The sequence below is a fragment of the Evansella vedderi genome, assembly GCF_030813435.1.
GTDB classification, from domain to species: Bacteria; Bacillota; Bacilli; order Bacillales; family Salisediminibacteriaceae; genus Evansella; species Evansella vedderi.
Genome location: NZ_JAUSUG010000008.1, coordinates 65736 through 89937 on the forward strand (window position 1 = coordinate 65736; position 24202 = coordinate 89937).

The 24202-nt window shown below is 39.2% G+C and carries 20 protein-coding genes and 1 other annotated feature; of the genes, 12 read left to right on the plus strand and 8 right to left on the minus strand.

Annotated features, from left to right (window positions below; translation table 11 throughout):
• Positions 1-247: 247 nt before the first annotated feature.
• Complete coding sequence (gene metK, locus J2S74_RS11355) at positions 248-1459, plus strand: methionine adenosyltransferase (RefSeq protein ID WP_307325628.1); 1212 nt, start codon at positions 248-250, stop codon at positions 1457-1459.
• Positions 1460-1499: 40 nt separating this feature from the next.
• Here metK and J2S74_RS11360 read toward each other — a convergent pair whose 3' ends face one another.
• Positions 1500-2027, minus strand: coding sequence for a gamma carbonic anhydrase (locus tag J2S74_RS11360; RefSeq protein ID WP_307325631.1), 528 nt, complete (start codon positions 2025-2027; stop codon positions 1500-1502).
• Between the two features lie 154 nt (positions 2028-2181).
• Between J2S74_RS11360 and J2S74_RS11365 the strand changes: the two genes are divergently transcribed.
• Positions 2182-2970, plus strand: a complete 789-nt coding sequence (locus J2S74_RS11365) for an alpha/beta hydrolase (RefSeq protein WP_307325633.1) — start codon at positions 2182-2184, stop codon at positions 2968-2970.
• Between the two features lie 33 nt (positions 2971-3003).
• The gene (gene tbcS, locus J2S74_RS11370; protein WP_307325636.1) at positions 3004-4068 is read left to right on the plus strand and encodes a tetraprenyl-beta-curcumene synthase; all 1065 of its coding nucleotides are present in this window, start codon (positions 3004-3006) and stop codon (positions 4066-4068) included.
• A 33-nt stretch (positions 4069-4101) separates the two neighbouring features.
• Here tbcS and mnmM read toward each other — a convergent pair whose 3' ends face one another.
• The 3 genes from mnmM to ltaE are packed head-to-tail and all read right to left on the minus strand — an operon-like array spanning position 4102 to position 6676.
• Positions 4102-4677, minus strand: a complete 576-nt coding sequence (mnmM, locus tag J2S74_RS11375) for a tRNA 5-(aminomethyl)-2-thiouridylate-methyltransferase MnmM (RefSeq protein WP_307325638.1) — start codon at positions 4675-4677, stop codon at positions 4102-4104.
• Positions 4677-5633, minus strand: coding sequence for a tRNA modification radical SAM protein MnmL/YtqA (gene mnmL / locus J2S74_RS11380; RefSeq protein ID WP_307325641.1), 957 nt, complete (start codon positions 5631-5633; stop codon positions 4677-4679). Before mnmL ends, mnmM begins: the two co-directional genes overlap by 1 nt.
• 26 nt (positions 5634-5659) lie before the next feature.
• Positions 5660-6676 (minus strand): low-specificity L-threonine aldolase, encoded by a 1017-nt coding sequence (ltaE, locus tag J2S74_RS11385; RefSeq protein ID WP_307325645.1) that lies wholly within the window; start codon positions 6674-6676, stop codon positions 5660-5662.
• 460 nt (positions 6677-7136) lie between these two features.
• Here ltaE and J2S74_RS11390 point away from each other — a divergent pair, with 460 nt between their 5' ends.
• Together J2S74_RS11390 and leuS are read left to right on the plus strand one after the other, a co-directional pair.
• The gene (locus J2S74_RS11390) at positions 7137-8345 is read left to right on the plus strand and encodes an MDR family MFS transporter (RefSeq protein ID WP_307325648.1); all 1209 of its coding nucleotides are present in this window, start codon (positions 7137-7139) and stop codon (positions 8343-8345) included.
• A gap of 111 nt (positions 8346-8456) precedes the next feature.
• Positions 8457-8696: a binding site (T-box leader), on the plus strand.
• A 141-nt stretch (positions 8697-8837) separates the two neighbouring features.
• Positions 8838-11255, plus strand: coding sequence for a leucine--tRNA ligase (leuS, locus tag J2S74_RS11395; RefSeq protein ID WP_307325651.1), 2418 nt, complete (start codon positions 8838-8840; stop codon positions 11253-11255).
• Between the two features lie 234 nt (positions 11256-11489).
• On the opposite strand, the gene J2S74_RS11400 is transcribed toward leuS, so the two are convergent.
• Positions 11490-12773, minus strand: coding sequence for a BaiN/RdsA family NAD(P)/FAD-dependent oxidoreductase (locus tag J2S74_RS11400; RefSeq protein WP_307325654.1), 1284 nt, complete (start codon positions 12771-12773; stop codon positions 11490-11492).
• Positions 12774-13057: 284 nt separating this feature from the next.
• On the opposite strand from J2S74_RS11400, the gene J2S74_RS11405 reads away from it, so the two are divergent.
• From J2S74_RS11405 to J2S74_RS11415, 3 genes are all read left to right on the plus strand, one after another.
• Entirely contained in the window at positions 13058-13750 is a 693-nt protein-coding gene (locus J2S74_RS11405) for a hypothetical protein (RefSeq protein ID WP_307325659.1), read from the plus strand.
• Between the two features lie 185 nt (positions 13751-13935).
• Positions 13936-14739, plus strand: a complete 804-nt coding sequence (gene proC / locus J2S74_RS11410; RefSeq protein ID WP_307325662.1) for a pyrroline-5-carboxylate reductase — start codon at positions 13936-13938, stop codon at positions 14737-14739.
• 20 nt (positions 14740-14759) lie between these two features.
• Positions 14760-15158 (plus strand): secondary thiamine-phosphate synthase enzyme YjbQ, encoded by a 399-nt coding sequence (locus J2S74_RS11415; RefSeq protein WP_307325664.1) that lies wholly within the window; start codon positions 14760-14762, stop codon positions 15156-15158.
• A 49-nt stretch (positions 15159-15207) separates the two neighbouring features.
• Here J2S74_RS11415 and J2S74_RS11420 read toward each other — a convergent pair whose 3' ends face one another.
• A complete protein-coding gene (locus J2S74_RS11420) occupies positions 15208-16125 on the minus strand; it encodes a DUF4349 domain-containing protein (RefSeq protein ID WP_307325666.1) in 918 nt (305 codons plus the stop codon).
• 246 nt (positions 16126-16371) lie between these two features.
• Between J2S74_RS11420 and J2S74_RS11425 the strand changes: the two genes are divergently transcribed.
• Positions 16372-18006, plus strand: coding sequence for a putative polysaccharide biosynthesis protein (locus J2S74_RS11425; RefSeq protein WP_307325669.1), 1635 nt, complete (start codon positions 16372-16374; stop codon positions 18004-18006).
• A 62-nt stretch (positions 18007-18068) separates the two neighbouring features.
• Here the strand turns inward: J2S74_RS11425 and J2S74_RS11430 are convergent, their stop codons facing one another.
• On the minus strand, positions 18069-18380 hold the full coding sequence (locus J2S74_RS11430; protein ID WP_307325672.1) for a winged helix-turn-helix transcriptional regulator: 312 nt from the start codon (positions 18378-18380) through the stop codon (positions 18069-18071).
• 743 nt (positions 18381-19123) lie between these two features.
• On the opposite strand from J2S74_RS11430, the gene J2S74_RS11435 reads away from it, so the two are divergent.
• On the plus strand, positions 19124-19891 hold the full coding sequence (locus tag J2S74_RS11435; protein WP_307325676.1) for a CsxC family protein: 768 nt from the start codon (positions 19124-19126) through the stop codon (positions 19889-19891).
• A gap of 182 nt (positions 19892-20073) precedes the next feature.
• On the opposite strand, the gene J2S74_RS11440 is transcribed toward J2S74_RS11435, so the two are convergent.
• Positions 20074-21156 (minus strand): D-alanine--D-alanine ligase family protein, encoded by a 1083-nt coding sequence (locus J2S74_RS11440; protein ID WP_307325679.1) that lies wholly within the window; start codon positions 21154-21156, stop codon positions 20074-20076.
• 270 nt (positions 21157-21426) lie between these two features.
• On the opposite strand from J2S74_RS11440, the gene ftsW reads away from it, so the two are divergent.
• Positions 21427-22638, plus strand: a complete 1212-nt coding sequence (gene ftsW / locus J2S74_RS11445) for a putative lipid II flippase FtsW (protein ID WP_307325682.1) — start codon at positions 21427-21429, stop codon at positions 22636-22638.
• A gap of 28 nt (positions 22639-22666) precedes the next feature.
• Complete coding sequence (gene rodA, locus J2S74_RS11450; RefSeq protein ID WP_307325685.1) at positions 22667-23845, plus strand: rod shape-determining protein RodA; 1179 nt, start codon at positions 22667-22669, stop codon at positions 23843-23845.
• The last annotated feature ends 357 nt before the right edge of the window (positions 23846-24202 follow it).

The window sequence follows — 24202 nt, forward strand, 5'->3', positions numbered from 1 at the left end:
AAAATTCTTAGAATTTTGAAAGCTGTCTAGCTTTAGGCACGAGCATGATCTTCACGAATAAGCTTCGAGTTGACTCGAAGTGTCATCGTTTACGATGACTATCGGATACACTACGCAGCCGAGCTTGCGCCTTGCGCTTTTCTTATCATCGATCTTGTCTATTTATACCATTCTGCTGGGAGAACGAGTACCGTCGTTTCATTAAACATATCCTAATGAGGGACAAAGAAATAAGGAGGTACGTACTGTGGCAGAAAAACGTCGTTTATTTACGTCTGAATCAGTAACAGAAGGGCATCCAGACAAAATTTGTGATCAAATTTCAGATGCCATCTTAGATGAAATTATGGCAAACGACCCGAACGCAAGGGTTGCTTGTGAAACATCAGTAACTACAGGTCTAGTATTAGTAGCGGGGGAAATTAGTACTTCTACGTATGTTGATATTCCAAAACTCGTTCGAGAAACAGTAAAAGGGATTGGTTATACACGTGCCAAATATGGTTTTGACTATGAAACATGTGCCGTATTAACTTCTATTGACGAGCAATCTCCAGACATTGCTCAAGGGGTGGACCAAGCTCTTGAAGCTAGAGAAGGGCAAATGAGTGATGAGGAAATTGAAGCTATTGGTGCGGGTGACCAAGGGTTAATGTTCGGTTATGCAGATAATCAAACACCTGAGCTAATGCCATTACCTATTTCTTTATCTCACAAATTAGCTCGCCGTTTAAGTGAAGTAAGAAAAGATGAAACCATTAATTACTTACGTCCAGACGGTAAAACCCAAGTAACTGTTGAGTATGATGAAAATGACAAGCCAGTAAGAATTGATACAATTGTCATTTCTACTCAGCATCATCCAGAAATAACATTAGAACAAATTCAAGCAGATGTAAAAGAGCATGTAATTAAACCAGTCGTACCAGCAGAGTTAATTGATGATAAGACAAAATATTTTATTAACCCTACTGGCCGCTTTGTTATAGGCGGACCTCAAGGGGATGCAGGTTTAACTGGCCGTAAAATAATTGTAGATACTTATGGTGGTTATGCCCGTCACGGAGGGGGAGCATTTTCTGGTAAGGATGCGACGAAGGTTGATCGTTCCGCGGCTTATGCAGCAAGATATGTGGCAAAAAACATTGTAGCAGCAGGCCTTGCAGACCGCTGTGAGGTTCAACTAGCATATGCTATAGGTGTAGCCCAACCTGTTTCTATTTCCGTTGATACTTTTGGAACAGGATCTGTTTCGGAGGATGTTTTAGTGGAGGTAGTTAGAAATAATTTTGACCTTCGACCAGCTGGAATTATTAAAATGTTAGACCTGCGCCGTCCGATCTATAAGCAGACGGCTGCATATGGCCACTTCGGTAGAACGGATGTGGACCTTCCTTGGGAGCGAACAGATAAGGCAGAAGTACTTAAAGAACAAGCAATGGATCTTGCAGCGAAATAACAATGAAGGACAGGATGGATCATTCCTCCTGTCCTTTTTATTAATGATTATCCTCTGGGGTTTGTAACGATTTATAATATTGCCCTTTTTCTACATATTCTCTACGAATTCTATCCATATCCATTACGTCCTCATCCGTTAATTTACGAATTACTTTTGCAGGCCTCCCAAATGCTAAGGTTCGTGGGGGGATCTTTTTTCCCTGAGGTACTAAACTGCCGGCACCAATAAAGGAACCTTCTCCTATTTCAGCTCCATCTAAAATAATGGAGCCCATACCAATCAAAGCATGCTTTTTTATAATACAGCTATGGAGCATACATTGATGCCCTACTGTTACTCCGTCTTCAAGAATCAGTGGTTTATTTGGACTTTGATGGAGAACACTGTTATCTTGAATATTTACATATTTTCCGATAGTGGTGGGGGCTACGTCTCCCCTTATGACCGTGTTAAACCAGACACTAGATTTTTCTCCAATGGAAACATCCCCTGTAACCACAGTGCCATCAGCAAGGAAAACAGAATCGTCAATGTCGGGCCATTGCTTTTTATACGGATAGATCATTTATTTTCTCTCCTTTATTCTTTTATTGTATGTCTTAGTTTATCAAAAATAGAAAGAGAGAAAAATAAAATTGTTGGGAAAAAATACCTTGACGGATATAAATAGTCAAGGGAAGATAAAAGGAACAGCATATTTATTACAAGGGGGATATGGCATGTGGAAATGGGAAGTAACGGAACCAAAGGGTGTTTTTGTTATTGTTCATGGGGCAGGGGAACATCATGTTCGCTACAAGTGGGTAGTGGAAAGGTTGAATGCTTTAAACTACCATGTCATTATGGGAGATTTACCTGGACAAGGCAAAACAGAGGGGCCAAGGGGACATATCTCTTCCTTTGATCAATATAAAGGGGTTGTAGAAAAGTGGTTAAGTAAGGGGAGGGAATATGGATTACCTGTCATTTTACTAGGCCATAGTATGGGGGGGTTAATATCCATTTGTACACTGATGTCAATGAAGAAGAATTTATTTCCCGATGTTGTAGTGTTATCCTCTCCATGTCTTGGGTTAGCTTATCCACCTTCTAAATCCAAGCGAGCTCTATCCCATATACTCAATGTTTGTGTTCCACAAGTTCGTTTTCCCTCAGGGACAAATCCAGGAACTAGGTGTGAAAAAATGAGAATGAGGGACTCACAGGATCCTTTAATGATAAAAAAAGTAAGCGTACGTTGGTATAGGGAGTTAGTTAAAGCAATGGAAATGGCCCATAAAGGTGTTTCAGAATTTCCAAACATCCCCTTACTTGTAACCCAAGGGGGAGATGATTTAATTGTGGATAAATATATGGTTCAAAAATGGTTTAAAGAAGTCCCCTTAATGGATAAATATTATAAAGAGTGGGACCAACTTTACCATGAAGTACTAAATGAGCCGGAAAAGGAAAGGGTTCTTGCCCATATCATGGGGTTTGTTACTATTCAGTTGACCATGTTAAAGTAAATACAATGCAATATAGTTGATGGAGGAGAAAGAGTGAAGATTCCAACCACTTCGATTACATTAATGTATCGAATATATAAACAAGTGTTACCGAAAGTACATGAATTTTTAGAAGGATGGAAGGAGAGGGCTACTTCCATCCCAGACCCTGAACTAAGGAAGCAGGCTCTAGCAAGCATAGAGTCAAAGACTTTTCACTGCGAAGGGGGAGCCATTTATGGATTGTTAGGAAAGGAAAAAATGGATGAAGTAATTCGATTTATTGTTGCCTATCAAACCATTAGTGATTATTTAGATAACTTATGTGACCGCAGTACGTCTTTAGATCCGGCGGATTTTGCTGCTTTACATGAGTCTATGCCCGATGCCTTGGACCCGGAGGCGGAGCTTAAGGATTATTATCGCTTCCGGGACGAAAAGGATGATGGAGGATATTTAGCCTCGTTGGTAACTACCTGCCAAGCGTGTATTGCAGAATTTCCAAGCTATGAAGTAGTCAGGGAAGAAAATATCGAGCTCGCAAAGCTATATTGCGATCTGCAAATACATAAACATGTGAAGGTGGAAGAAAGAGTGCCGCGTTTAGAATCATGGTTTGATCTGCACAAGAACAAGCTACCGCCTATGGCATGGTATGAATTTGGTGCCAGCTGCGGATCCACCTTAGGGATCTTCTGTTTAACGGCATATTCTGCTTCAGATAACGATCTTTCCCCTCATGTTGCATTAAAGATTAAGGAAGGCTATTTTCCATGGGTGCAAGGGTTACATATATTAATGGATTATTTCATAGATCAAGAAGAGGATCGGGTAGGTGGAGATTTAAACTTCTGTTTCTATTATGAATCCGAGGAAGAAATGATGGAGCGAATGGAACATTTCTACCACGAAGCAGACAAGAGTATACGTGGCTTACCAGACTGGAAATTCCATAGATTAATAAATAACGGTTTATTAGCCGTATACCTTGCGGATGATAAAGTGAAAAAAGACCCCGAACTTAGGAGAAAGGGGAATAGGTTCATTCGCAGCGGCGGAGTCCCAACACTGTTTTTTTATGTCAATGGATGGATGTATCGGAGGAAGAGTGGGACATAGGGGGAAGCATGTAGAGAGGGTAACTCAAGTGAGTCACCCTCTTTTTTCAATTGCGATAATAAACGGTGGGTTGTTTTTTTGATTAGTAAATCGATACTCTAAGACATGAAATTCCTCCTGAGGTAACTCCCTCACAAAAGGTAGAAGCTCGTCTCTTTCTTTTTTTCCCTCTTTGTGGCCATGGTACACCACAAGAACAAGAATGCCTTCTTTTTTCATTTGTCCGAGAATATCATGAACAGCAGCTATGGTTGTAGCAGGAGTAGTGACAACTGTTTTATCACTTCCTGGTAAATATCCAAGGTTAAAGATAGCACCTGTAATCTTCCCTGCATGTTCATCCCTCAAGTGTGACAGGACATTCTCATGACCGTCATGGATAAGCTTTACTCTTTCCAGATACTCCTTTTCTTCCAGCCGCTTCTCAGTAGCTTCAATAGCGGCTTCTTGAATGTCAAAACTATATACTACACCTTCAGACCCAACTAGCTTTGCTAAAAATAATGTATCATGGCCGTTTCCAGCTGTTCCGTCTATGACAATATCTCCATCCTCAACAACTCTATATAATAATTCCCTTGCAAAGGGGAGTACGCCTAATAGCTTCATCAGACCTTCACAGCCCCCTTGCTGTAATATTTGCCTTGCCAGCTGTTACGCCGCTTCATTTCATGATCAATTCCATTTAGTACTTCCCATTTATTTAAACTCCACATTGGACCAATCATTAAATCTGCAGGACCATCTCCTGTGAGTCGATGAACAATCATGTCAGGTGGGAGGACCTCTAACTGATCGCAAACGAGCTCAATATATTCCTTAGCACTCATAAACTCCAGCATACCCTTTTCGTACTGCTTCACCATAGGAGTTTTTTTTAGTAAATGCAATAAGTGTATTTTAATCCCCTGTACATCCAACTTTGCCACTTCCAGGGCTGTTTCCATCATCATGTCGTGTGTTTCTAAAGGTAAGCCGTTAATAATGTGGGAGCAGATGCGAATATTATGCTTCCGTAATTTTTCTACACCATCTATATAGCACTGATAATCGTGAGCTCGGTTAATTAAATTGGCAGTTCGTTCATGTACCGTTTGAAGGCCTAATTCTACCCACAAATAAGTCCGTTGATTTAACTCCCCTAAATACTCAACTACATCATCAGGAAGGCAATCTGGTCGTGTGGCGATAGATAATCCTACTACATCCTCTTGCTCTAGGATAACCTCATACATCTCCCTTAGCTCTTCAACAGGGGCATAGGTGTTTGTGTAAGCTTGAAAGTAGCCAATGTATTTACCTGATTTCCACTTTTGATGCATCTTCTCTTTGATCGTTCGAAATTGCGTTACAAGATCATCCTTCCGATCACCGGCGAAATCACCAGAGCCACGCTCACTGCAAAAGGTACACCCTCCACTTGCTACTTTGCCGTCTCGATTCGGGCAATCAAAGCCGGCATCTAGAGGTACTTTAAAAATTTTATGACCAAACTGCTGACGTAAATGTGCATTCCATGTATAATAACGTTTTTCCCCAAAGTGGGAAGGGATTTGATCTTTCATTAGTAACTTGTCTTCCTTTCAATGACTTACAAAGTTTTAATTGTTTCAATTACCGTATTAATGTCTTCTTTTGATACGTCTATATGTGTGGTGAAACGTATCGTTGTTGGTGAGAAGGCAACAGCTAATATTCCTTTATCTTTAAAAATAGCTAACCAATCATTAGCTGACCTACCTGACTTGGACGTATCTGCTAATATGATGTTTGTCTCCACTTCATTAATCACGTTTAAATCTGTGTATTCATCAACGACTTTTGCTAGCATTTTAGCTTGTTCATGATCCTCTGCCAATCGGTGAATACCAGTTTTTAATGCGTGTAAGCCAGGTGCTGCAAGAATTCCTGCCTGTCTTAATCCTCCGCCTAGCATTTTTCTTTTCTTTCTAGCCAAATCAATAAAGGATTTTTCACCGACTAGAATGGATCCTACAGGTGCCCCGAGCCCCTTCGATAAACAAAATTGAATGGAATTGGAGTAGGTAGCAATCTCTTTCACGGAGGCATTGCTTGCAACCGCCGCGTTGAATATTCTCGCCCCATCGATATGCACAGGTACTTTATATTTCTGAGCTAGTTCATATACCTCTCGCATATAGGAAACGGGTAGAACAGAGCCTCCACTACGATTATGGGAGTTTTCAAGCCAAATCAGTGCCGTCTCAGGAAAATGAATATCTTCACCCCGTATGGCCTCCTCTAAATCGTCCAATCCCATTTTTCCTCTATCGTTCGTTAATGTCCTTGATTGCACTCCAGCAAAGGCGGAGGTTGCTCCCCCTTCATATAAAAATACATGGGCTTCATTATCCATAATTATTTCTTGACCAGGTTTGGTATGGGCAAGGATTGCTGCTTGGTTTCCTTGCGTTCCACTTGTAACAAATAACGCCGCTTCCTTTCCAAATAAGTTAGCAGCATATTCTTCTAATTCATTAACGGATGGGTCCTCTCCATAAACATCATCTCCAACTGGAGCCTTAAACATAATTTTTCTCATTTCTTCCGAAGGTTTTGTAACTGTATCACTACGTAAATCGATCATGATTTAATCCCCACACTTTCCGTATTTTCTTTTCACATCCTACCACACAATATAGCCAATTGTCAGGTAGACCCATGCAAATAAAAATGATATTTTGCACCATGGGATATTAAAATTAACGTTGTTAATATGCTTGGATTGAGCGTAGGTCCACGACCTGTCTCTTCCTCTACAAGCATATGCTACGTAGCGTATCCGTCGAGATAACTCGTAGTTGATTCTTCGAAGAGGCGCTCGTTCCTGTGGGAGAATGATCAAGACGAGACCCAGCAACGACGAAATCGTGAGGAGGCTTTTCAGATCACCCACGGAAAGCGAGTGGACCGTAGCGAATGACATCCAGATTCGCATTTTCACGGTAGACTATGCTGTTTCAATTTACCAATATAATAATTTTATTGATAAATAATCTTACATGGAATAGAATTTACTTAGAGAAACGAAATAAGGGGAGATTAGGATGCCTAAGGCAATATGGATACTGGTTATAGGTATGGCCATCAATGTAACAGGGGCCTCTTTTTTATGGCCTTTAAATACAATATATATTAGCCAAGTGCTTGGGCAGTCACTAACGGTTGCAGGTGCCGTCCTTATGTTTAATGGTGGAGCTGGAATTATAGGTAATTTAATAGGTGGTAAGCTTTTTGACCTGATTGGTGGTTACAAAACAATTATCATGGGGCTTACCATTACAACCTTTAGTGCCTTTATGCTAGCCATGCTTCATCAATCCTTTATTGCCTATGTATTTTTATTGGTAGGGTTAGGGTTCGGTGCAGGATTAATGATTCCATGCATGTATGCCATGGCAGGGTCCGTTTGGCCAGAAGGGGGCCGTCGACCTTTTAATGCCATGTACGTGGCACAAAATGTGGGAGTAGCTGCAGGTGCGGCAATTGGTGGTTTTCTTGCAAGCTACCGTTTTGATTTCGTTTTCTTCGGTAACGGCATCATGTACGCCATAGTTTTTGTATTAGCTTTTTTATTTTTTCGTAATTTACAAGGGGATACAGAGAAAAGTACAGCAACAACTGTTTTTGAACAAAGTACACTAGTAGAAAACAAGAAAAGATTCAAAGCCCTGCTTATTTTATGTACTGGATTTCTAATCTGTTGGGTGGCTTATACACAATGGGCATCTACCATTTCTGTTCATACGCAAAATTTAGGCATTCCTTTAAGTCAATATAGTCTCCTTTGGACTGTAAATGGGGCAATGATCGTCTTTTGTCAGCCATTCGTGAAGTTTTTTATCAATCGCTGGTTCCATTCCTTAAAGGCGCAAATTTATGTGGGAATTGCTATATTTACCTGTGCCTATCTTGTTTTATCCCAAGCAGAGATTTTTACTGCATTTCTTGTAGCAATGATTATTTTAACCATTGGAGAAATGTTCGTTTGGCCAGCTATACCTACCATTGCCCATAAATTGGCCCCAAAAGGGAAAGCTGGTTTTTACCAAGGGATAGTTAATAGTATCGGTACGGGCGGACGAGTTATCGGTCCCCTCTTCGGCGGATTTTTAGCGGATATGTTTGGAATGGCAGTCCTTTTCTACGTACTTGCTGTTATGTTCCTTATTCCTTTCTTAACAACCTTCTTGTTTGACAAAGGGATAGAAAATCAATCTTTCTCAAGGAAAGAAGTAGAAACATCTGCATCTTAAGGAATAATGATGTTTATTTGCTAAAAAATAGGTATAAACTATGGAAAGAATGCTTGACACTAGCGAAAAGCATGCATACAATACAAAGTAATTACAACAATTGAAATCAGTCGAAAGATGACGACAAGGATTAGTAGTGAATCATTGTGTTTCAGAGAGTTAACGGGTGGTGAAAGTTAACCGCAGTGATTGATGAACTCACCTTGGAATTGCAAAGGGGAACAAATGGGCAACCATTTCAATACTCTTTGACGGATAACCCACGTTAAGGGAATGAGCGAGCGTTCAGGTAGAACTGAAAGCTAACGTGGGTGGTACCGCGGGAAGGAAATTCAACCTCTCGTCCCTATTGACACTAGGGATGGGAGGTTTTTTGGTTCTTTAAGGCTTTTTCTATTTGGAATGAGTGGAAATCCCCAAGACTCCTGCGGGAGAATGATTTAAAAGAATATCCGATTCAGTGTAGAGAAAAGATTTTAGGAGGTTGTGACGATGGCGTTTGATCATCAACAAGTGGAGAAGAAGTGGCAAGATTTTTGGGAAGAAAACAAGACATTTAAAATGGAGAATGATGATAGCAAAGAGAAGTTCTATGCATTAGATATGTTTCCTTATCCATCGGGAGCGGGACTTCATGTTGGACATCCAGAGGGATATACGGCTACAGATATTTTATCTCGAATGAAGCGTATGCAGGGCTATAATGTCCTTCACCCAATGGGATGGGATGCATTCGGGTTACCTGCTGAGCAATATGCCCTTGATACTGGTAGACACCCAAGGGAATTTACACAAAAAAATATTGATACGTTCCGTCGTCAAATTAAGGCACTAGGTTTTTCCTATGACTGGGATCGTGAAGTAAACACCACTGACGAGAAGTATTATAAGTGGACACAATGGATCTTCTTGCAATTGTACAAGGAAGGTCTTGCTTATATTGATGAAGTTGCCGTAAACTGGTGCCCGGCATTAGGCACGGTACTTGCTAATGAAGAGGTCATTGATGGAAAAAGTGAGCGGGGTGGACATCCAGTAGAACGTCGACCAATGAAGCAGTGGATGCTTAAAATTACGGCCTATGCTGATCGTTTGTTAGAGGACCTTGAAGAGTTAGATTGGCCAGAAAGCATTAAGGATATGCAGCGTAACTGGATTGGTCGTTCTGAAGGGGCCGATGTTCGATTTGATATCGATGGTGTAGAGGAGTCCATTACGGTATTTACTACTCGTCCAGATACGTTATATGGAGCAACTTACTTAGTTTTAGCACCTGAGCATAAGCTAGTGGACAAAATTGCTAGTGACGAGCAGCGGGCTACTGTTGAAGAATATAAGAAAAAGGTAGCGACGAAAAGTGATTTAGAGCGAACCGAGCTCGCGAAGGAAAAAACTGGAGTTTTTACAGGGGCATATGCTGTCCATCCTGTAACTGGAGAAAAGCTTCCAATATGGATTGCTGATTACGTTCTTGTTAACTACGGAACTGGAGCAATTATGGCCGTGCCTGGTCACGATGAGAGAGACTATGAGTTTGCCAAAACCTTTGACCTGCCAATCGTAGAGGTGGTTTCCGGTGGAGACGTTTCGAGGGAGGCATACACAGGAGACGGTCCACATGTAAACTCTGACTTCCTTAATGGTTTAGGGAATGAAGAAGCTATTGGCAAAATGATCGATTGGTTAGTGGAAAATGGTCGCGGCGAAAAGAAGGTAACGTATCGCTTGCGTGACTGGTTATTTAGCCGTCAACGGTACTGGGGTGAGCCGATTCCAATTGTCCACTTGGAGGATGGTTCCATGAAGCCGGTTCCAGAAGAAGAGCTACCGTTAGTTCTACCGGATCTAGATGAATTTAAGCCATCCGGTACAGGAGAGTCACCTTTAGCGAACGCGGAGGATTGGTTGTATGTGACGGACCCAGAAACAGGTAGGAAGGGACGCCGGGAAACAAATACGATGCCCCAGTGGGCAGGCAGCTGCTGGTACTATTTACGTTACATCGACCCTCATAATGAGGAGCACCTTGCTAACCCTGAGTTGTTGAAAAAATGGCTTCCAGTAGATATATATATTGGAGGTGCTGAGCACGCTGTACTTCACTTGTTGTATGCCCGTTTCTGGCACAAGGTATTGTATGACATCGGCGTAGTACCAACGAAGGAGCCATTCCAGAAGTTGTATAACCAAGGGATGATCTTAGGGGAAAACAACGAGAAGATGAGTAAATCCAAAGGGAATGTAGTAAACCCCGATGAGATTGTTGCCTCCCATGGAGCAGATACATTGAGATTGTACGAAATGTTCATGGGACCTTTAGATGCTTCCATTGCTTGGAGCACAAATGGTCTCGATGGAGCCCGTCGTTTCCTAGACCGTGTATGGCGCTTATTTGTAACGGATGAAGGTTCATTAAATCCTGCTATTGTTGATGAGGAAGGCTCTAAGGAGATGACAAGAGCCTACCATCAAACGGTGAAAAAGGTAACAGAGGACTTCGAAGGCTTACGTTTTAACACAGGTATTTCACAGATGATGGTATTTGTGAATGAAGCATATAAACAAGAGAAATTGTCTAAATCACAATTAGAAGGTTTTGTTAAGCTATTGTCTCCAGTAGCTCCACATGTGAGTGAAGAGCTATGGAATAAGCTAGGCAATGAAGATACGATTGCTTATGAAGTATGGCCAGTCTATGATGAGTCATTACTAGTGGAAAACGAAGTGGAAATTGTGGTTCAAGTGAATGGTAAGCTTCGTGGTAAGCTGGTTATTGCGAAGGATGCTTCAAGGGAAGAAATGGTGCAAAAAGCAAAAGAGGTTGAGAAAGTAAAAGAAGAGATTGAAGGGAAGACTGTTCGTAAGGTGATTGCAGTTCCTGGAAAACTCGTGAATATTGTAGCTAACTAATAAAAAGCCCCTTTCCTTGAGATTTTGAAGGAGAGGGGTTTTTGAAACTGGGGGAAAAAGAAGCCCGATGTGAGGACAAAAATCGTAGGAAAAGAAAATTCTTGTCCTTAGAATATAAATGTTATTATCAGAATGAAGAGTAATTTTGTACATTCTTAAACAATCAAAAATGTAAATAGTTAGTTTGACATTTACAAAAGGGCAGTGTGGTGTTGAAACGCGAATCACAAACTACTATTCCTCTGACTCCCACAAACTCATAGCTGCTGCTTGTCCTGCGGTATATCCTGTTGAAAAGGCAACCGTAATATTATAGCCTCCTGTATAACCGTGAATATCTAACACTTCTCCGCAGAAAAACAACCCTTTCATTAACTTGGATTCCATTCGTTTTGGCTGAATTTCTTTAACCGATACTCCGCCACCTGTAACAAAGGCTTTCTCAATAGACAGCGTCCCTGTTGCATGGATAAGGAAATTTTTTGCCTCGTGGGCTAGTGCCCTTAATTTTTCATTTGATAGTTCCGTACGAATTAACAAAGGGTCTATATCGCACCGTCCAAATAGCACAGGGAGCATTCTTTCAGGAACCCAACCGTTCAGTACATTTTTAATAGCTTTCTTCGGTTGTTCGTACAATAAGTCGTCTAGCTCTTTAATAAGCTCATCTTCCTTCTTCCCTGGAAATATGTCCAAGGACAACTTAACAACGTTTACTCCATACTTTTTCTTAGCTTTCACTACGAATTGACTGCATCTCAATACAATTGGGCCAGAAACTCCAAAGTGGGTAAATACCATATCACCTTCATGGCTTACAATTATCTTGTTAGACTTTGGATCAAGCACCGATAACTTAACATCTCGCAAGGAAAGTCCCTGAAGAGCTTTTAACCTTATAAAGGAATCATTTGCAGTGATGGGTACTTCCGTTGGATACAGGTCTGTAATGGTGTGACCCGCTTTTCTAGCCCATGGGTAACCATCTCCCGTACTGCCAGTATGAGGGACGGACTTTCCACCGACGGCAACAATTACGTTTGGGGCCTCTATCCTTTCGCCAGATACTAGCTCCACACCTAACACCTGTTTTTTGTCATAATCGTACATTACATCCTTTACCTCGATACCAGTTTTAATTTCTACTTTTAAGTCCCTAACTCGGTTAATCAATGTCCTTACTACAGTTATAGCTTTATCGTTTACAGGAAACATTCTTCCCCGATCTTCTTCCTTTAACTCTATCCCCAATCTTTCGAAGAACTGTATAATATCTTCATTATTAAACACAGAGAAGGGACTATACATGAAGCGCCCATTACCTGGTATGTTGGAAATAATCGTTTCCACATCGGCTCGATTGGTGACATTACAGCGACCTCCTCCTGAAATAGCTAATTTCCTGCCTAATTTATTTCCTTTATCCAGCAATAATACCTTCGCTCCATATTCTCCAGCAGCTACTGCTGCCATTAACCCAGCAGGCCCGCCGCCTATAACAATTACGTCCTTTTTCATTCTTCCACCATCTTTCCTAAAACTCCATGTTAAAGAGTAGCATTATTTTATCAAATCTCCAAAACTAAACCAAAAAACATTAGACAGAAAATTATAACATTTAATCAAATTTCACGAAAATCATCCATTTTGCATTATATATTATTGTGAGCGTAGATTAGATATAAAAAACTTCATATTTTATTTGATTTTTTTCTTAAATCTCTATTTTATTTCTGTTTTTAGTGTGTTACACTTCATGTGGGAAAAGATAAAAGGTATTTTTATGGAAGGAGGAGAGGCGCATGTTTCAAACATTAATGAAGAAGTTTGAAGCGAAACGTGCTGTATTAGCAGCGGAGACACAACAACGAATAGCAGAGTATGCAGAGCAAGAAAGATTAGAAGCCTTAAGAAGAATGAAAAAGGAAGAAGAGCAGCAGCGAATTTTAAATGAAGAGGTTGAGAAGTACCTGAGGACTGTTCATCCGTCATTTCTATTAAAGCCGGAGGTATACCAAGCGTTGTTGAACATGTTGCTTGCTCGCTCCGAAGAATCATTTAGTGTAAGCATTACTATGACCTCGGAAATGCGTAAAGCATATTCTTTTTATCATAATGAGTTAAAATATTTCATTAAGCTCCTTGAAAGAAAAGGGTTTGAATTTACAAGTAATGAAGAGGTATTTTTAAATACATTTTTGACCAAGCTTCGTGAAAAAAATTATCATCTGTGTCTAGAACGTTATGGTGACTTTCTACCAGAAGGAATAAATTTAGCGGATGCCTTTGAGTTGTATTTCGATGTGGTGGAGGATCAGTTTAAATATGACAGTGGAAATGTAGACTTCTTTGCTGTTTATTTAAATCATAAAGGAATTACAGATGCACACTGGACCAAATCTAAGTTGAAAAAGAAATTAAAACAATATGAGAAATCACATTTAGAGGAATTTAAGCTAAAAAAGTTAGAAAAGAGATTAAATAATATTAGTTAATCATTTTAACAAGGGTATCTGCAAAGGTTGTTTTTAACCTATTCAGATACCCTTTTATTTTGAGACCGCTGAAAAAGGGCATTCTTTTCCTTTTTCAGTACCATTATTATTCGACGGGGCTATCGGGAACCTTGGCATCAATATAGGGGGTTGTGGTAAATTATTAGTTACGAGGAGTGAGGCGAATGGAGAATACGAAAATTTTAATGATTGGTGCCGGAAGAATGGGAGAGGCTATTATTTCCGGATTGATGAAGGACGAAAATGGCTACTTAGGAAAAATAACAGTAGCTAATCGTTCTGATAAGGAAAGGTTGGCTGTATTGAACGAATTATATGGTATACATATTACGGATCATTGGCAGGGAGAAGTCGAAGACCATGATGTTATTATTTTAGCATCCCCACCGCATACACAGGATGAACAGCTTAATGAACTGGGAAAAAGGGTAGACGGGCAGCTCATTATAACTGTTGCTGCCGGTATTGATCCTACCTATATGGAAAAGCGCCTTCCTGAAGGGACTCCCGTTTGTTGGATCATGCCAAATACGGCAGCTCAAATTGGCCAATCTATTTCCACCTACGTGTATGGAAGACATGTTAGGGAAATCCACAGAAGAAAGGTATCGGTCATTTTAGATGCCATTGGGTTTTCAGAAGAATTGACAGAGGATCAAGTCCATAATTTAACGGCTGTAACAGGTAGTGCACCGGCTTTTGTTTATACATTTGTAGAGGCATTGGAAGGTGCTGCAGTTGAAAATGGAGTAACAACTGATCAAGCAAGGATTCTTGTAACAAAAATGCTCCTTGGATCAGCTGCCATGCTAGATGCGGGGTATGATCCTAAAGAGCTTATTTCTCAAGTAGCTTCACCAGGTGGGTCTACAGCAGAAGGGATAAAGGTTTTAGAAAGGGAAAAGTTTCAAGAAATTTTGAACAAGGCAGTCCGAGCCACAAACCAACATGCCCGTAGTCAGGGATAAAATTAGAGGGGGAAAGACTTATGAAAAAAATAAGACTACAAACGCGTCATAGGGATGAAATGATAGATGTTACGTCTGAAGTTTGGTCTTATGTAAAGGAGACTGGTATTTTGAATGGGGTTGTATATATTTATTGTCCCCATACAACAGCAGGAATTACGATTAATGAAAATGCTGATCCAGATGTAAAACACGATATGCTTATGCGTTTAGATGAGGTTTACCCTTGGGAGCATCCAAAATATAGGCATATGGAGGGGAACTCCGCTTCTCACCTAAAAGCAAGTACAGTGGGGGCTTCTCAAATGGTCATCATAGAAGGTGGACAATTAGTCCTTGGAACTTGGCAAGGTATTTATTTTTGCGAGTTTGATGGACCAAGAAAAAGAAATATGATTGTAAAAGTTATGGAAGGATAAACAAGGGAGAGTGGTCCTGAGAAATTAGTAAGCCACTCTCCAATCAAGATCATTGATCCATATTACGTTTTTTCTTATTGTGAACATTTACGATAATCAAAACAATAATTAATGTAGGTACGATTATCGGGGATAACCCAATAACAAACACAATGACAGCAGAGAAGAAAGTAATGATAGAATTAACCGTATCCATAAATAAACTTTGTGCTTTTTTCCATGTGTTTAACGAGTCTCCCTCTTGCAAGGAAGGAACGTTAATATTTCTTTCACGAATATGAATGGATACGGTGGACAGTGAAACATGGTTGTCTAAATAGTTGATTCTTCCTTTTAATTGTTCAATTTCCTCTTGAACTTTCCCTAAGTCGTTAGAGATTTTCAACAAATCTTCTGTATTTTGAGCATCATTCATAAAAGAGAGCAATCTCTCTTCTACTGCTTCCTTTGAACGTAAGCGTGAATTCAAATCGACATATTCTTCCGTAACATCATTTCCATGAATGGAACGTTCAAGTACCTTGGTGCTTGTGGACTCTAGTTCATTTAAGAAAGAATTAAAGTTTTCTTGAGGAATTCTTACTACAAGTGTTCCATACACATCATTATTACCACTATGATGCAAATAGGACTCTACTACAAATCCACCTAGTTCTTCGGCATGGTCTTGAATATGCTGCTGTGCTTTATGATAATCCAGTACTTCTATGGATATATTTCCATTGTAAATGACCATGCGGTTGGTTGTTTCTATTGAACTAGCCTGTTCTGATGGTGCTCTTCTCTCTATACTATAGCTCTCTTTTTCTGCAATAAATCCAGCATCCCCACTATCATCACTCATTTGAATACTTTCTTCAACCCTGTCGTAAGCAGTGTCCTCACCACTGCTACAGCCATTAAGGAATACTAAAGCAAAAAAAGACAGGACCAAAACCACTAATAAATAGATAGAACGATTACTCATGCAGTATAACCCCCATTTTTATTCTTTTAGATTATTAGACGTACAATCAAAAGAAAAGTTACCAAAACATTACAGATAATTAAAAGGAAACAAATAAATTCTTCTTTTTGATTGTAATTTTGTAAAGGTTATTTCATGTCTAAATAAAGGGAAGTATGATAAAATGCAAACAGTGGTTAACAATATTACTAAGACGATGTTTGGCACCTAATGTAGGGTGTCACTTTTTTAAGGTAGGAGAAAAGTATGACTGACAAACAGTTGATTCGTGGAACCATGATTTTAACAGCAAGTATTTTTATTTCTAAATTCCTTGGATTAATATATATCTTTCCATTTACATCGATTGTTGGGTTAGAGGGACTGGCCCTTTATACATATGGTTATACACCATATACGGTAATATTAAGTTTAGCAACATTAGGAATTCCTCTAGCAGTTTCTAAGTTTGTATCAAAATACAATGCTTTAGGTGACTATCGTACGGGACAGCGTTTATTTAAGTCTGGTATCGTGGTCATGTCCATCACCGGTGTTATAGGTTTTATTCTGCTATATTTATTGGCGGAACCAATTGCTAGACATGTTTTAGATCCGTCAAACCTACAAGGGAATACCATTGATGATGCTGTCTTTACTATAAGGATGGTCAGTGTGGCTTTATTAGTAGTTCCGATCATGTCTATTATTCGAGGGTATTTTCAAGGGTTTCAATCCATGGGCCCCACAGCCATCTCACAAGTAATTGAGCAAGTTATCCGTATCATTTTCATCCTCTTACTGACTTACTTAATCATGGAAGTCTGGCAAGGGGAATTAGGGACAGCAGTAGGTTTTGCTACATTTGGAGCTTTTGTAGGTGCCCTTGGAGGATTAGCAGTATTACTTGTTTACTGGGGTAGACGAAGAGGCAATATACAAAAGCAAGTGGAAGGTAGTACAATAGATCACCAAATTCCTTTAAAGAAAATGTATAAAGAATTACTCTCCTATGCATTACCTATTTCATTCGTAGGATTAAGTATTCCATTGTATCAATCAATAGACTTAGCCACATTTAATCCAGCTATGAGAGTTATTGGTTATGAACAGGTGGAAATAGATAAATATTTTGGTGCCTTTATGCAAGCGGCTCATAAGCTTATCTTAATCCCTGTCTCTGTTGCGACGGCTATGTCATTAACCATTTTGCCAACGGTAACAAAGGCGTTTATAAATAGAGACTCGGAACAACTTCAACGTCATATTACACAAACGTATCAAATTATATTATTTATTAGTATTCCTGCATCTTTAGGTTTAGTTCTCCTATCTGATTCGGCCTATGCCTCATTATTTGGTTTAGCGGATATGGAAATTGGGGCTTTTATGCTTAAATACTACGCACCAGTTGCAATTCTTTTTTCTATTTTTGCAGTTACAGCATCACTACTCCAAGGTATTAATCGTCAAAAATATACCGTGATTGCATTAATAGCAGGTATAAGCTTCAAAGGGATTTTTAACTATCCTTTAATATTGTGGTTAGAGGCAGGAGGAGCAGTCCTTGCGACAGGAATAGGATATACAATTGCTATAGGGGTTAATATATGGGCAATTGGGAAATTTGCAAATTATAACTACACCTTTTTACTAAAAAGACTATTATTATTTAGTATTTTTGCATTGGTGATGGGCTTAATTGTTATTGCTGTACGTAATGTTATAGGAATGGTATTACCGTTAGAAACAAGGTTTAATGCATTCGTAATATTAATATGTTCCGTAATGTCCGGTCTTGGAATTTATTTATATTTAAGTGTTCGTTCAGGATTGGCTGGTCAGATATTAGGGCATCGATTTAAATTTTTATCTAAACGAAAAGTTAGGGAAGGTAGCTGAGAAAGCATAAATAAAAAGAGACATACGTTTCAAGTGTAAAACTTGAATGTATGTCTTGATTTTTATTCCATCCATTTTTCTGCCCATGTTTGAAGTTCATCCATGACAGGTTTCAAATCTTTTCCTTTTTCAGTTAATCCATACTCAATACGTACAGGAGTCTCTGGGTATACTGTTCGTTCCACTAATCCAGCTTCCTCTAGTTGCTTTAATCTGTCAACAAGCATTTTATCACTCATGCTTGGGATAACTGCTGATATATCTTTAAAACGTTGTGGTCCATGTGTTAAGACCCGTAAGATCAGTCCATTCCACCGTTTACCTAATAACTGAAAGGCAGATTCAAACTTAGGGCATAAATTTGTCTGAACCATCGGCATCATCTCCTTAGTCCTATTATAGCATAGTATACTTAAAATTAGTAAGCAGCTTAGTTTATATAACTTAATAGTTAACTTTTAGTACCCTGAAAATACAAATCTTGTTGTTCATTCGCTACGGTCCACTCCCTTTTCGTGGGTAACCTGCCAAGCCTCCTCGTGACTTCGTCAAGGCCACTGAAAAAGATACAAAGCGATCTTTTTCAGTGGCCTCACTTCGTCGCTTTGGGGTCTCGGCTAGGCCATTCTTCCACAGGAACGAGCGTTTACTTCAGAGAGGCATCACACGTGATGCCACTTGAGTAAGCTACGAGTTGTCTCGACGGATCCGCTAGCTTGCAGATGAAGAGACAGTTAACCTCACGGACCTTCGCTCATTCCACAATGCAGACTAAAATTTTCATTTTCCATGGTGGAAATTATCATATCCATGGAGGTCTCCCCTAAAAATACGAAACCCGTGTTATCGTTTGCACTCTCGAAGGAGTGGAAGGCGGCGACTCCAGCGGATTCGAGAGACAAGATTGATACCCATTTTCATACTCCATGGTGCAAAATTTCATCTGCATGGAGGTCTACCGTGAATATACGAATCTGGTGTAATTGCTAAACCCTCCTCCCTTTCCGCGGGGCGTTAATTCGTCAAAAAAAGGCAGAAGTACTGATTAATTAGTACAACCCTTTCATTCCATTTTACATAACGTAGTATTGTACTAACAATGAAAGGAGGAAATATTATGCATGGAAAAAATAAAAGGAAGCCAACTTACAAAATTAAGCAAAAAAATGCAATATTGCCTCTATCAAAAAATACACCACAAAGACCAAAGGTAATTAAGGATGCTTTTGTAAAGGTACCGGTAGTATTAGCAGAAACGAAAGTGCAACTTGATATGATTGCAAATATCGAATTTCCAGAGCCTGTTTTAGAGATTAAAGATATTAAAAAGAATATTAAGGTGACACAATGCCGTCTGTTATTACCAACAAATAAACTATTCATTGCAGGGTTTGTACGCAAAAACATTCAATACGCTACACCAAAATACTCTGGCAAGGATTTTGTATCTTCTGGAATCAACTCATTAACTGTTGATGTACCATTTGAAACTGTTACAGAAGTAGACTTCATTAACAAACCACAACTAGACTTTACACCGAAAGATGAACAATTCACTTATTACAAGGAAAGTAAACTTCCAAAAGGCTTCTCTGACAAGGAGAAATTGTTATCTGGAGATTTTGCTCAGTTTAATAAAATATCTGGGGAGAAGTTTAACCAACTTCCTTATTGTGAACTACTATCAAGTCAGTTCATCGAATATGATGAGTATTTAAATCGTAAAATGGGAGAAGTTTTCGATAAGGATGGAAACAAAATGGATGCACCATTCGAAGAAGGAACCTTCACAAAAATGGAAGAAAAAATGGTAGTAGAATTAACACTTAAGGTGCTTCAAGAGCAGCAAGTTAAGATAGAAGAGATTGACAAGAAAAACTGGTAATAAGTGAAAAGGTGTGCTTCAGGTTAGTACTGAGGCACACCTTAAATTATTGTTTAGGAATCTATATTTTTCTGAATGTGGATAACTGTGGCTGAATAATCGTCTAGCTTCAGCCCCTACTCGCTCAAGGTCAAAAGCATTTGCTGGTCGCTCGTGAGCAAGGCGCTTGCGCTTTTGTTCTTTTAGGCTACTACTAAGTGGGAAGGATCCATGATTTTCTTTCGAACACTCTCCCAAGCAGCTTGAACATTTTCATTAGAAGCCTGTTCATCAATAATTTCTTTCACCATAAATCCTATTAACTCATCCATTGTGATCCCTAAAGACGAAATCATAAAGGAAACGGATCCTTTTAATGATAAAGACGGCGTTCCATTCACATCAATTACATAAATATTTCCAAAATCGTCTGTTTTCATATCTAAACGAATCATATCTTTGCCTTGTAAACCTTCGTAAACTTGTAGGGCTATATTTGCAATTTGTAGGCCAGTTTCCTCATATCTGGATATCAGTGAGAAGGAAGCACGCTTTTCATGTTCCATTGCTTTTACTGCATGGCTTCGTACTTGTACATCATTAGGAAATTCAATAATAGGTAATACTTGCGGATCTGCATTACCTAATACGGCAACAGTAAACTCTCGACCAGATAAGAATGTTTCTATAAGTACAGGTTGGTCACCAATAAGTTCTCCTAATTGATTAAATTTTCTAATTAGTTCTTCGCGGTTATGACAGATAGACATTTCATCAATTCCTAAGCTGTTTCCACCACCAGCGGGCTTAACGAACATTGGGTAGCCAATGGTTGCTTCTGCTTCATCTAACTGCCTTTCTTTGTATGCCGGTGTAGGTAGAGAAAAATATTTAGGGATTGTTACACCAGCCATTTGTAATACTTCATATGTTAAATCCTTATTACGACAAGCTTCCATCGTTTTTGGTGTGGAATGGGTATAAGGAATATTATGTGCCTCTAATACTTTACGAACGGAAAGGGCACCGCTGCCGTCATACAGTGTATGTGGAGAATCTAAAAATCCTTCAGCAATAACAAAGGCACCAGAAATAGGTTGGTTAGCTAATATAATCTCATTCAATTGATTTTCGTTATATAAATTCACATTTATGATTTCAAATGCTAGAGATTTAAGGGCATTCTCTAACGCTAAAACAGTTTGTTCTGAAGCGCATTCCTTCAGTTCATCTGTCATATTTTCCTTTGACACGTAGTTATAAACAAATAACAACTTATTCCTCATATTTACTCCCCATTTCTTACGATTACTGTACAACAAGATGATTATAAGGGTTGGGAGAGGAGCTTGCAATAGCTTTTTTTGTAGAAAAAAAATTTATTTTTATGCCAAAAAAATCTATGAGAAATTACTATTATTAAGTATAATTATATAGTTTGTTTCATATCTATTACGATTCTAATTTATCGTAGGTTCTTCTCTTTTAGTGAGGGACGTCATCTGCTATAATGTAAGAATTAGTAAGGGTATTGCTAAGAACGGTAGGTGAGTTCCTTGGACCAAGAGGCTAAAGGAAAAAAACTTTATTTAGATTGGATATTAATAATAACGATAGCCTTAATTTCTATTTTTGGGCTAATTATGATATACAGTGCAAGTTTTGTTATCGGTTATGAAGAACGCGGTGGAAATATAACACACTTTTTTGATAGGCAGCTTCAGTGGATTATCGTTTCTAGTATCGCATTTTTATTTTTTGTTTTTTTTCCATATCGTCACTTTCGAAAGCTTTCTCCTTTCATTGTATTTGGTTCCTTTCTCCTTCTTGGACTTGTGTTTATACCAGGCATAGGGGTCGGTGGTGAAATCAATGCAAGAAGATGGATTAACATTGCCGGCTTTCAAATTCAACCATCAGAATTTGTTAAATTAGGCTCGATTATTTATTTGGCTTACGTATATTCTCGTAAGCAAGCTTATATTAATAAATTCTTTTCGGGAGTTCTCCCACCACTAATTGTTGTGGCTGTTTTTTTTGGTTTAATTATGATGCAGCCGGACTTAGGGACTGCCACTTCTATCGTTATGGTTGCTGGGCTAATTGCTTTTTGTTCTGGGGCAAGAATGCTTCATCTTATATCATTAGGAAGCTTGGCAGCTTGGGCTTTATTTCATTATGCCACTTCAGCAGAGTATAGATTAAATCGATTAATTGGACATCGCTCTCCTTTCGAGCTTGAAGCGTCACAGGGATATCAATTAGTTCAATCGTATATTGCTATTGCCCATGGTGGCTTAACTGGAGCTGGACTTGGACAAAGTGTCCAAAAATTGTTTTATTTACCAGAGGCACACACCGATTTTATACTAGCTATTGTGAGTGAAGAACTTGGTATAATAGGTGTTGGGTTTGTCTTTGCATGTATGCTGATCATTATTATTAGAGGGGTTATTATTGGAGCACGCTGCCGTGATACCTTCGGAAGTTTACTAGCATATGGTATTGTCTTTCAACTAGCTATCCAAATGACGTTTAATGCAGGAGCGGTGAATGGTTTACTGCCAATTACAGGGATACCATTCCCATTTATAAGCTATGGAGGCTCCTCCTTGTTAGCCGTTTTTATGTCAATGGGGATCCTAGTAAATATATCTAGAAAAACAGAGAAAGAACGTCAAGAAAGGTTTACAGAGGAAAATAACGATTCGGAGGAGGAGAAAACTCCACTTAAAGCGGTTAAACCTACTCTCCGCTCTGTAAAATAATTCGGAAATAATTAGAAGGTGGAAATAGATGCAAGAGAGAAAAACTTCGTTCCAACAACTAGACTTTACGTTATTATTTTTGCTCTTTGTGTTAATGTGTATTAGCCTATTAGCTATTTATAGTGGAACGACGGGACAATATAATGTAGATGATATGTTCTTTGTCCGGAGACAGATTATTTGGTTTGGGATTGGGGCCATTCTTTTATTGGCGGCAATGAGTGTGGACTATGAAATGTTTAAAACGTTATCGATACCACTTTATATTGTAGGAATGGTACTGCTGTTTATTGTAGAATTTACGCCATTGGGTGTTGAAATTAATGGTGCAAAGCGATGGATCGGCATAGGTGACAGTTTTCGTTTTCAACCATCGGAGTTTGTAAAGATTTTTGTTTTAATCTCATTAGCTCATCTTCTTTATAATATTACTAAGACACCAAGGGAAAAATCATTTAAATCCGATGTTGAGGTGGTGCTAAAGATCTTGGCTGTAGGTGGCCCGCCCTTCGCATTCATTCTTATTCAGCCCGATTTAGGGACAGCCCTGGTTATCGCAGCAGTTATGTTTAGTACGATTTTGATGTCTGGTGTTACTTATCGAATGATAGGTTTGTTAGGATCATTAGCAGTATCGGTGATAGCATTCCTTGTTTGGCTGCATAATAATTATTTCGAGCTCTTTAACCAAATAATAAAAGACCATCAATTAAGAAGAATATATGCATGGTTAGATCCTGAAGGGAATATTGCAGGAGAAGGTTATCATCTTTATCATGCCATCCAAGGAATTGGCTCTGGGCAACTGTATGGAAGTGGTTTAGGTCAAGGGGCTAAGTCACAAAGTGGTGTCATACCTGAGCTTCATACTGACTTTATTTTTACAGTAATAGGTGAGGAATTTGGTTTCGTAGGGGCAACCGTTTTAATTATTGTTTATTTCTTGCTCCTTTATAGAATGGTGATTATTGCTTTTAACTGTAATAATACCTTTGGAACGTATTTAGTAGCAGGTACAATTGGATTATTTATGTTTCAGATCTTCCAAAACATCGGGATGACAATTGGCTTAATGCCTATTACAGGTCTTGCATTGCCGTTCATTAGCTACGGAGGAAGCGCCCTGCTAACTAATATGATTGCTATTGGTATTGTTCTCAATGTAAACATTCGTACGAAGCATTACATGTTCGGGGAAGAAGACTAATATACTTTTACAACCCATAGGGTAAAAAAAGGCAGTTTTCTAAAAGATAATTAATTGTTGCTTATTTTAAAAGCTTGGAGAAGCGGAAGGCGGCTACTCCCAGCGACGAACGTTACTTCAGAGAGGCATCACGCGTGATGCCACTTGAATACGCTTCGCGTTGTCTCGGAGCGTCATCGTTTACGATGACGCTAGGATACAGCTCCAGAGCGATACTCGCAGAGGAAGAGACAAGGCTGAAGCGTTGCCCACGGAACCAGGACGTTTACATTACGCCGTTGCCCACAAGTGGGACCTGAGAAACTTCCTCGAGTAACCGCAGACGCAGGACGTGGGCTGCCTTTAGGCGTAATTGCT

Bases quoted from the DNA above. Each gene is read 5' to 3' on its own strand.
- J2S74_RS11365 (WP_307325633.1), top strand. From the start codon at position 2,182: ATGTGGAAATGGGAAGTAACGGAACCAAAGGGTGTTTTTGTTATTGTT.
- J2S74_RS11420 (WP_307325666.1), bottom strand. From the start codon at position 16,125: ATGAGTAATCGTTCTATCTATTTATTAGTGGTTTTGGTCCTGTCTTTT.
- leuS (WP_307325651.1), top strand. From the start codon at position 8,838: ATGGCGTTTGATCATCAACAAGTGGAGAAGAAGTGGCAAGATTTTTGG.
- J2S74_RS11400 (WP_307325654.1), bottom strand. From the start codon at position 12,773: ATGAAAAAGGACGTAATTGTTATAGGCGGCGGGCCTGCTGGGTTAATG.
- J2S74_RS11425 (WP_307325669.1), top strand. From the start codon at position 16,372: ATGACTGACAAACAGTTGATTCGTGGAACCATGATTTTAACAGCAAGT.
- ltaE (WP_307325645.1), bottom strand. From the start codon at position 6,676: ATGATCGATTTACGTAGTGATACAGTTACAAAACCTTCGGAAGAAATG.
- mnmM (WP_307325638.1), bottom strand. From the start codon at position 4,677: ATGAAGCTATTAGGCGTACTCCCCTTTGCAAGGGAATTATTATATAGA.
- J2S74_RS11430 (WP_307325672.1), bottom strand. From the start codon at position 18,380: ATGGTTCAGACAAATTTATGCCCTAAGTTTGAATCTGCCTTTCAGTTA.
- rodA (WP_307325685.1), top strand. From the start codon at position 22,667: ATGCAAGAGAGAAAAACTTCGTTCCAACAACTAGACTTTACGTTATTA.
- J2S74_RS11435 (WP_307325676.1), top strand. From the start codon at position 19,124: ATGCATGGAAAAAATAAAAGGAAGCCAACTTACAAAATTAAGCAAAAA.
- J2S74_RS11405 (WP_307325659.1), top strand. From the start codon at position 13,058: ATGTTTCAAACATTAATGAAGAAGTTTGAAGCGAAACGTGCTGTATTA.
- J2S74_RS11360 (WP_307325631.1), bottom strand. From the start codon at position 2,027: ATGATCTATCCGTATAAAAAGCAATGGCCCGACATTGACGATTCTGTT.
- proC (WP_307325662.1), top strand. From the start codon at position 13,936: ATGGAGAATACGAAAATTTTAATGATTGGTGCCGGAAGAATGGGAGAG.
- J2S74_RS11390 (WP_307325648.1), top strand. From the start codon at position 7,137: ATGCCTAAGGCAATATGGATACTGGTTATAGGTATGGCCATCAATGTA.
- J2S74_RS11415 (WP_307325664.1), top strand. From the start codon at position 14,760: ATGAAAAAAATAAGACTACAAACGCGTCATAGGGATGAAATGATAGAT.
- J2S74_RS11440 (WP_307325679.1), bottom strand. From the start codon at position 21,156: ATGAGGAATAAGTTGTTATTTGTTTATAACTACGTGTCAAAGGAAAAT.
- mnmL (WP_307325641.1), bottom strand. From the start codon at position 5,633: ATGAAAGATCAAATCCCTTCCCACTTTGGGGAAAAACGTTATTATACA.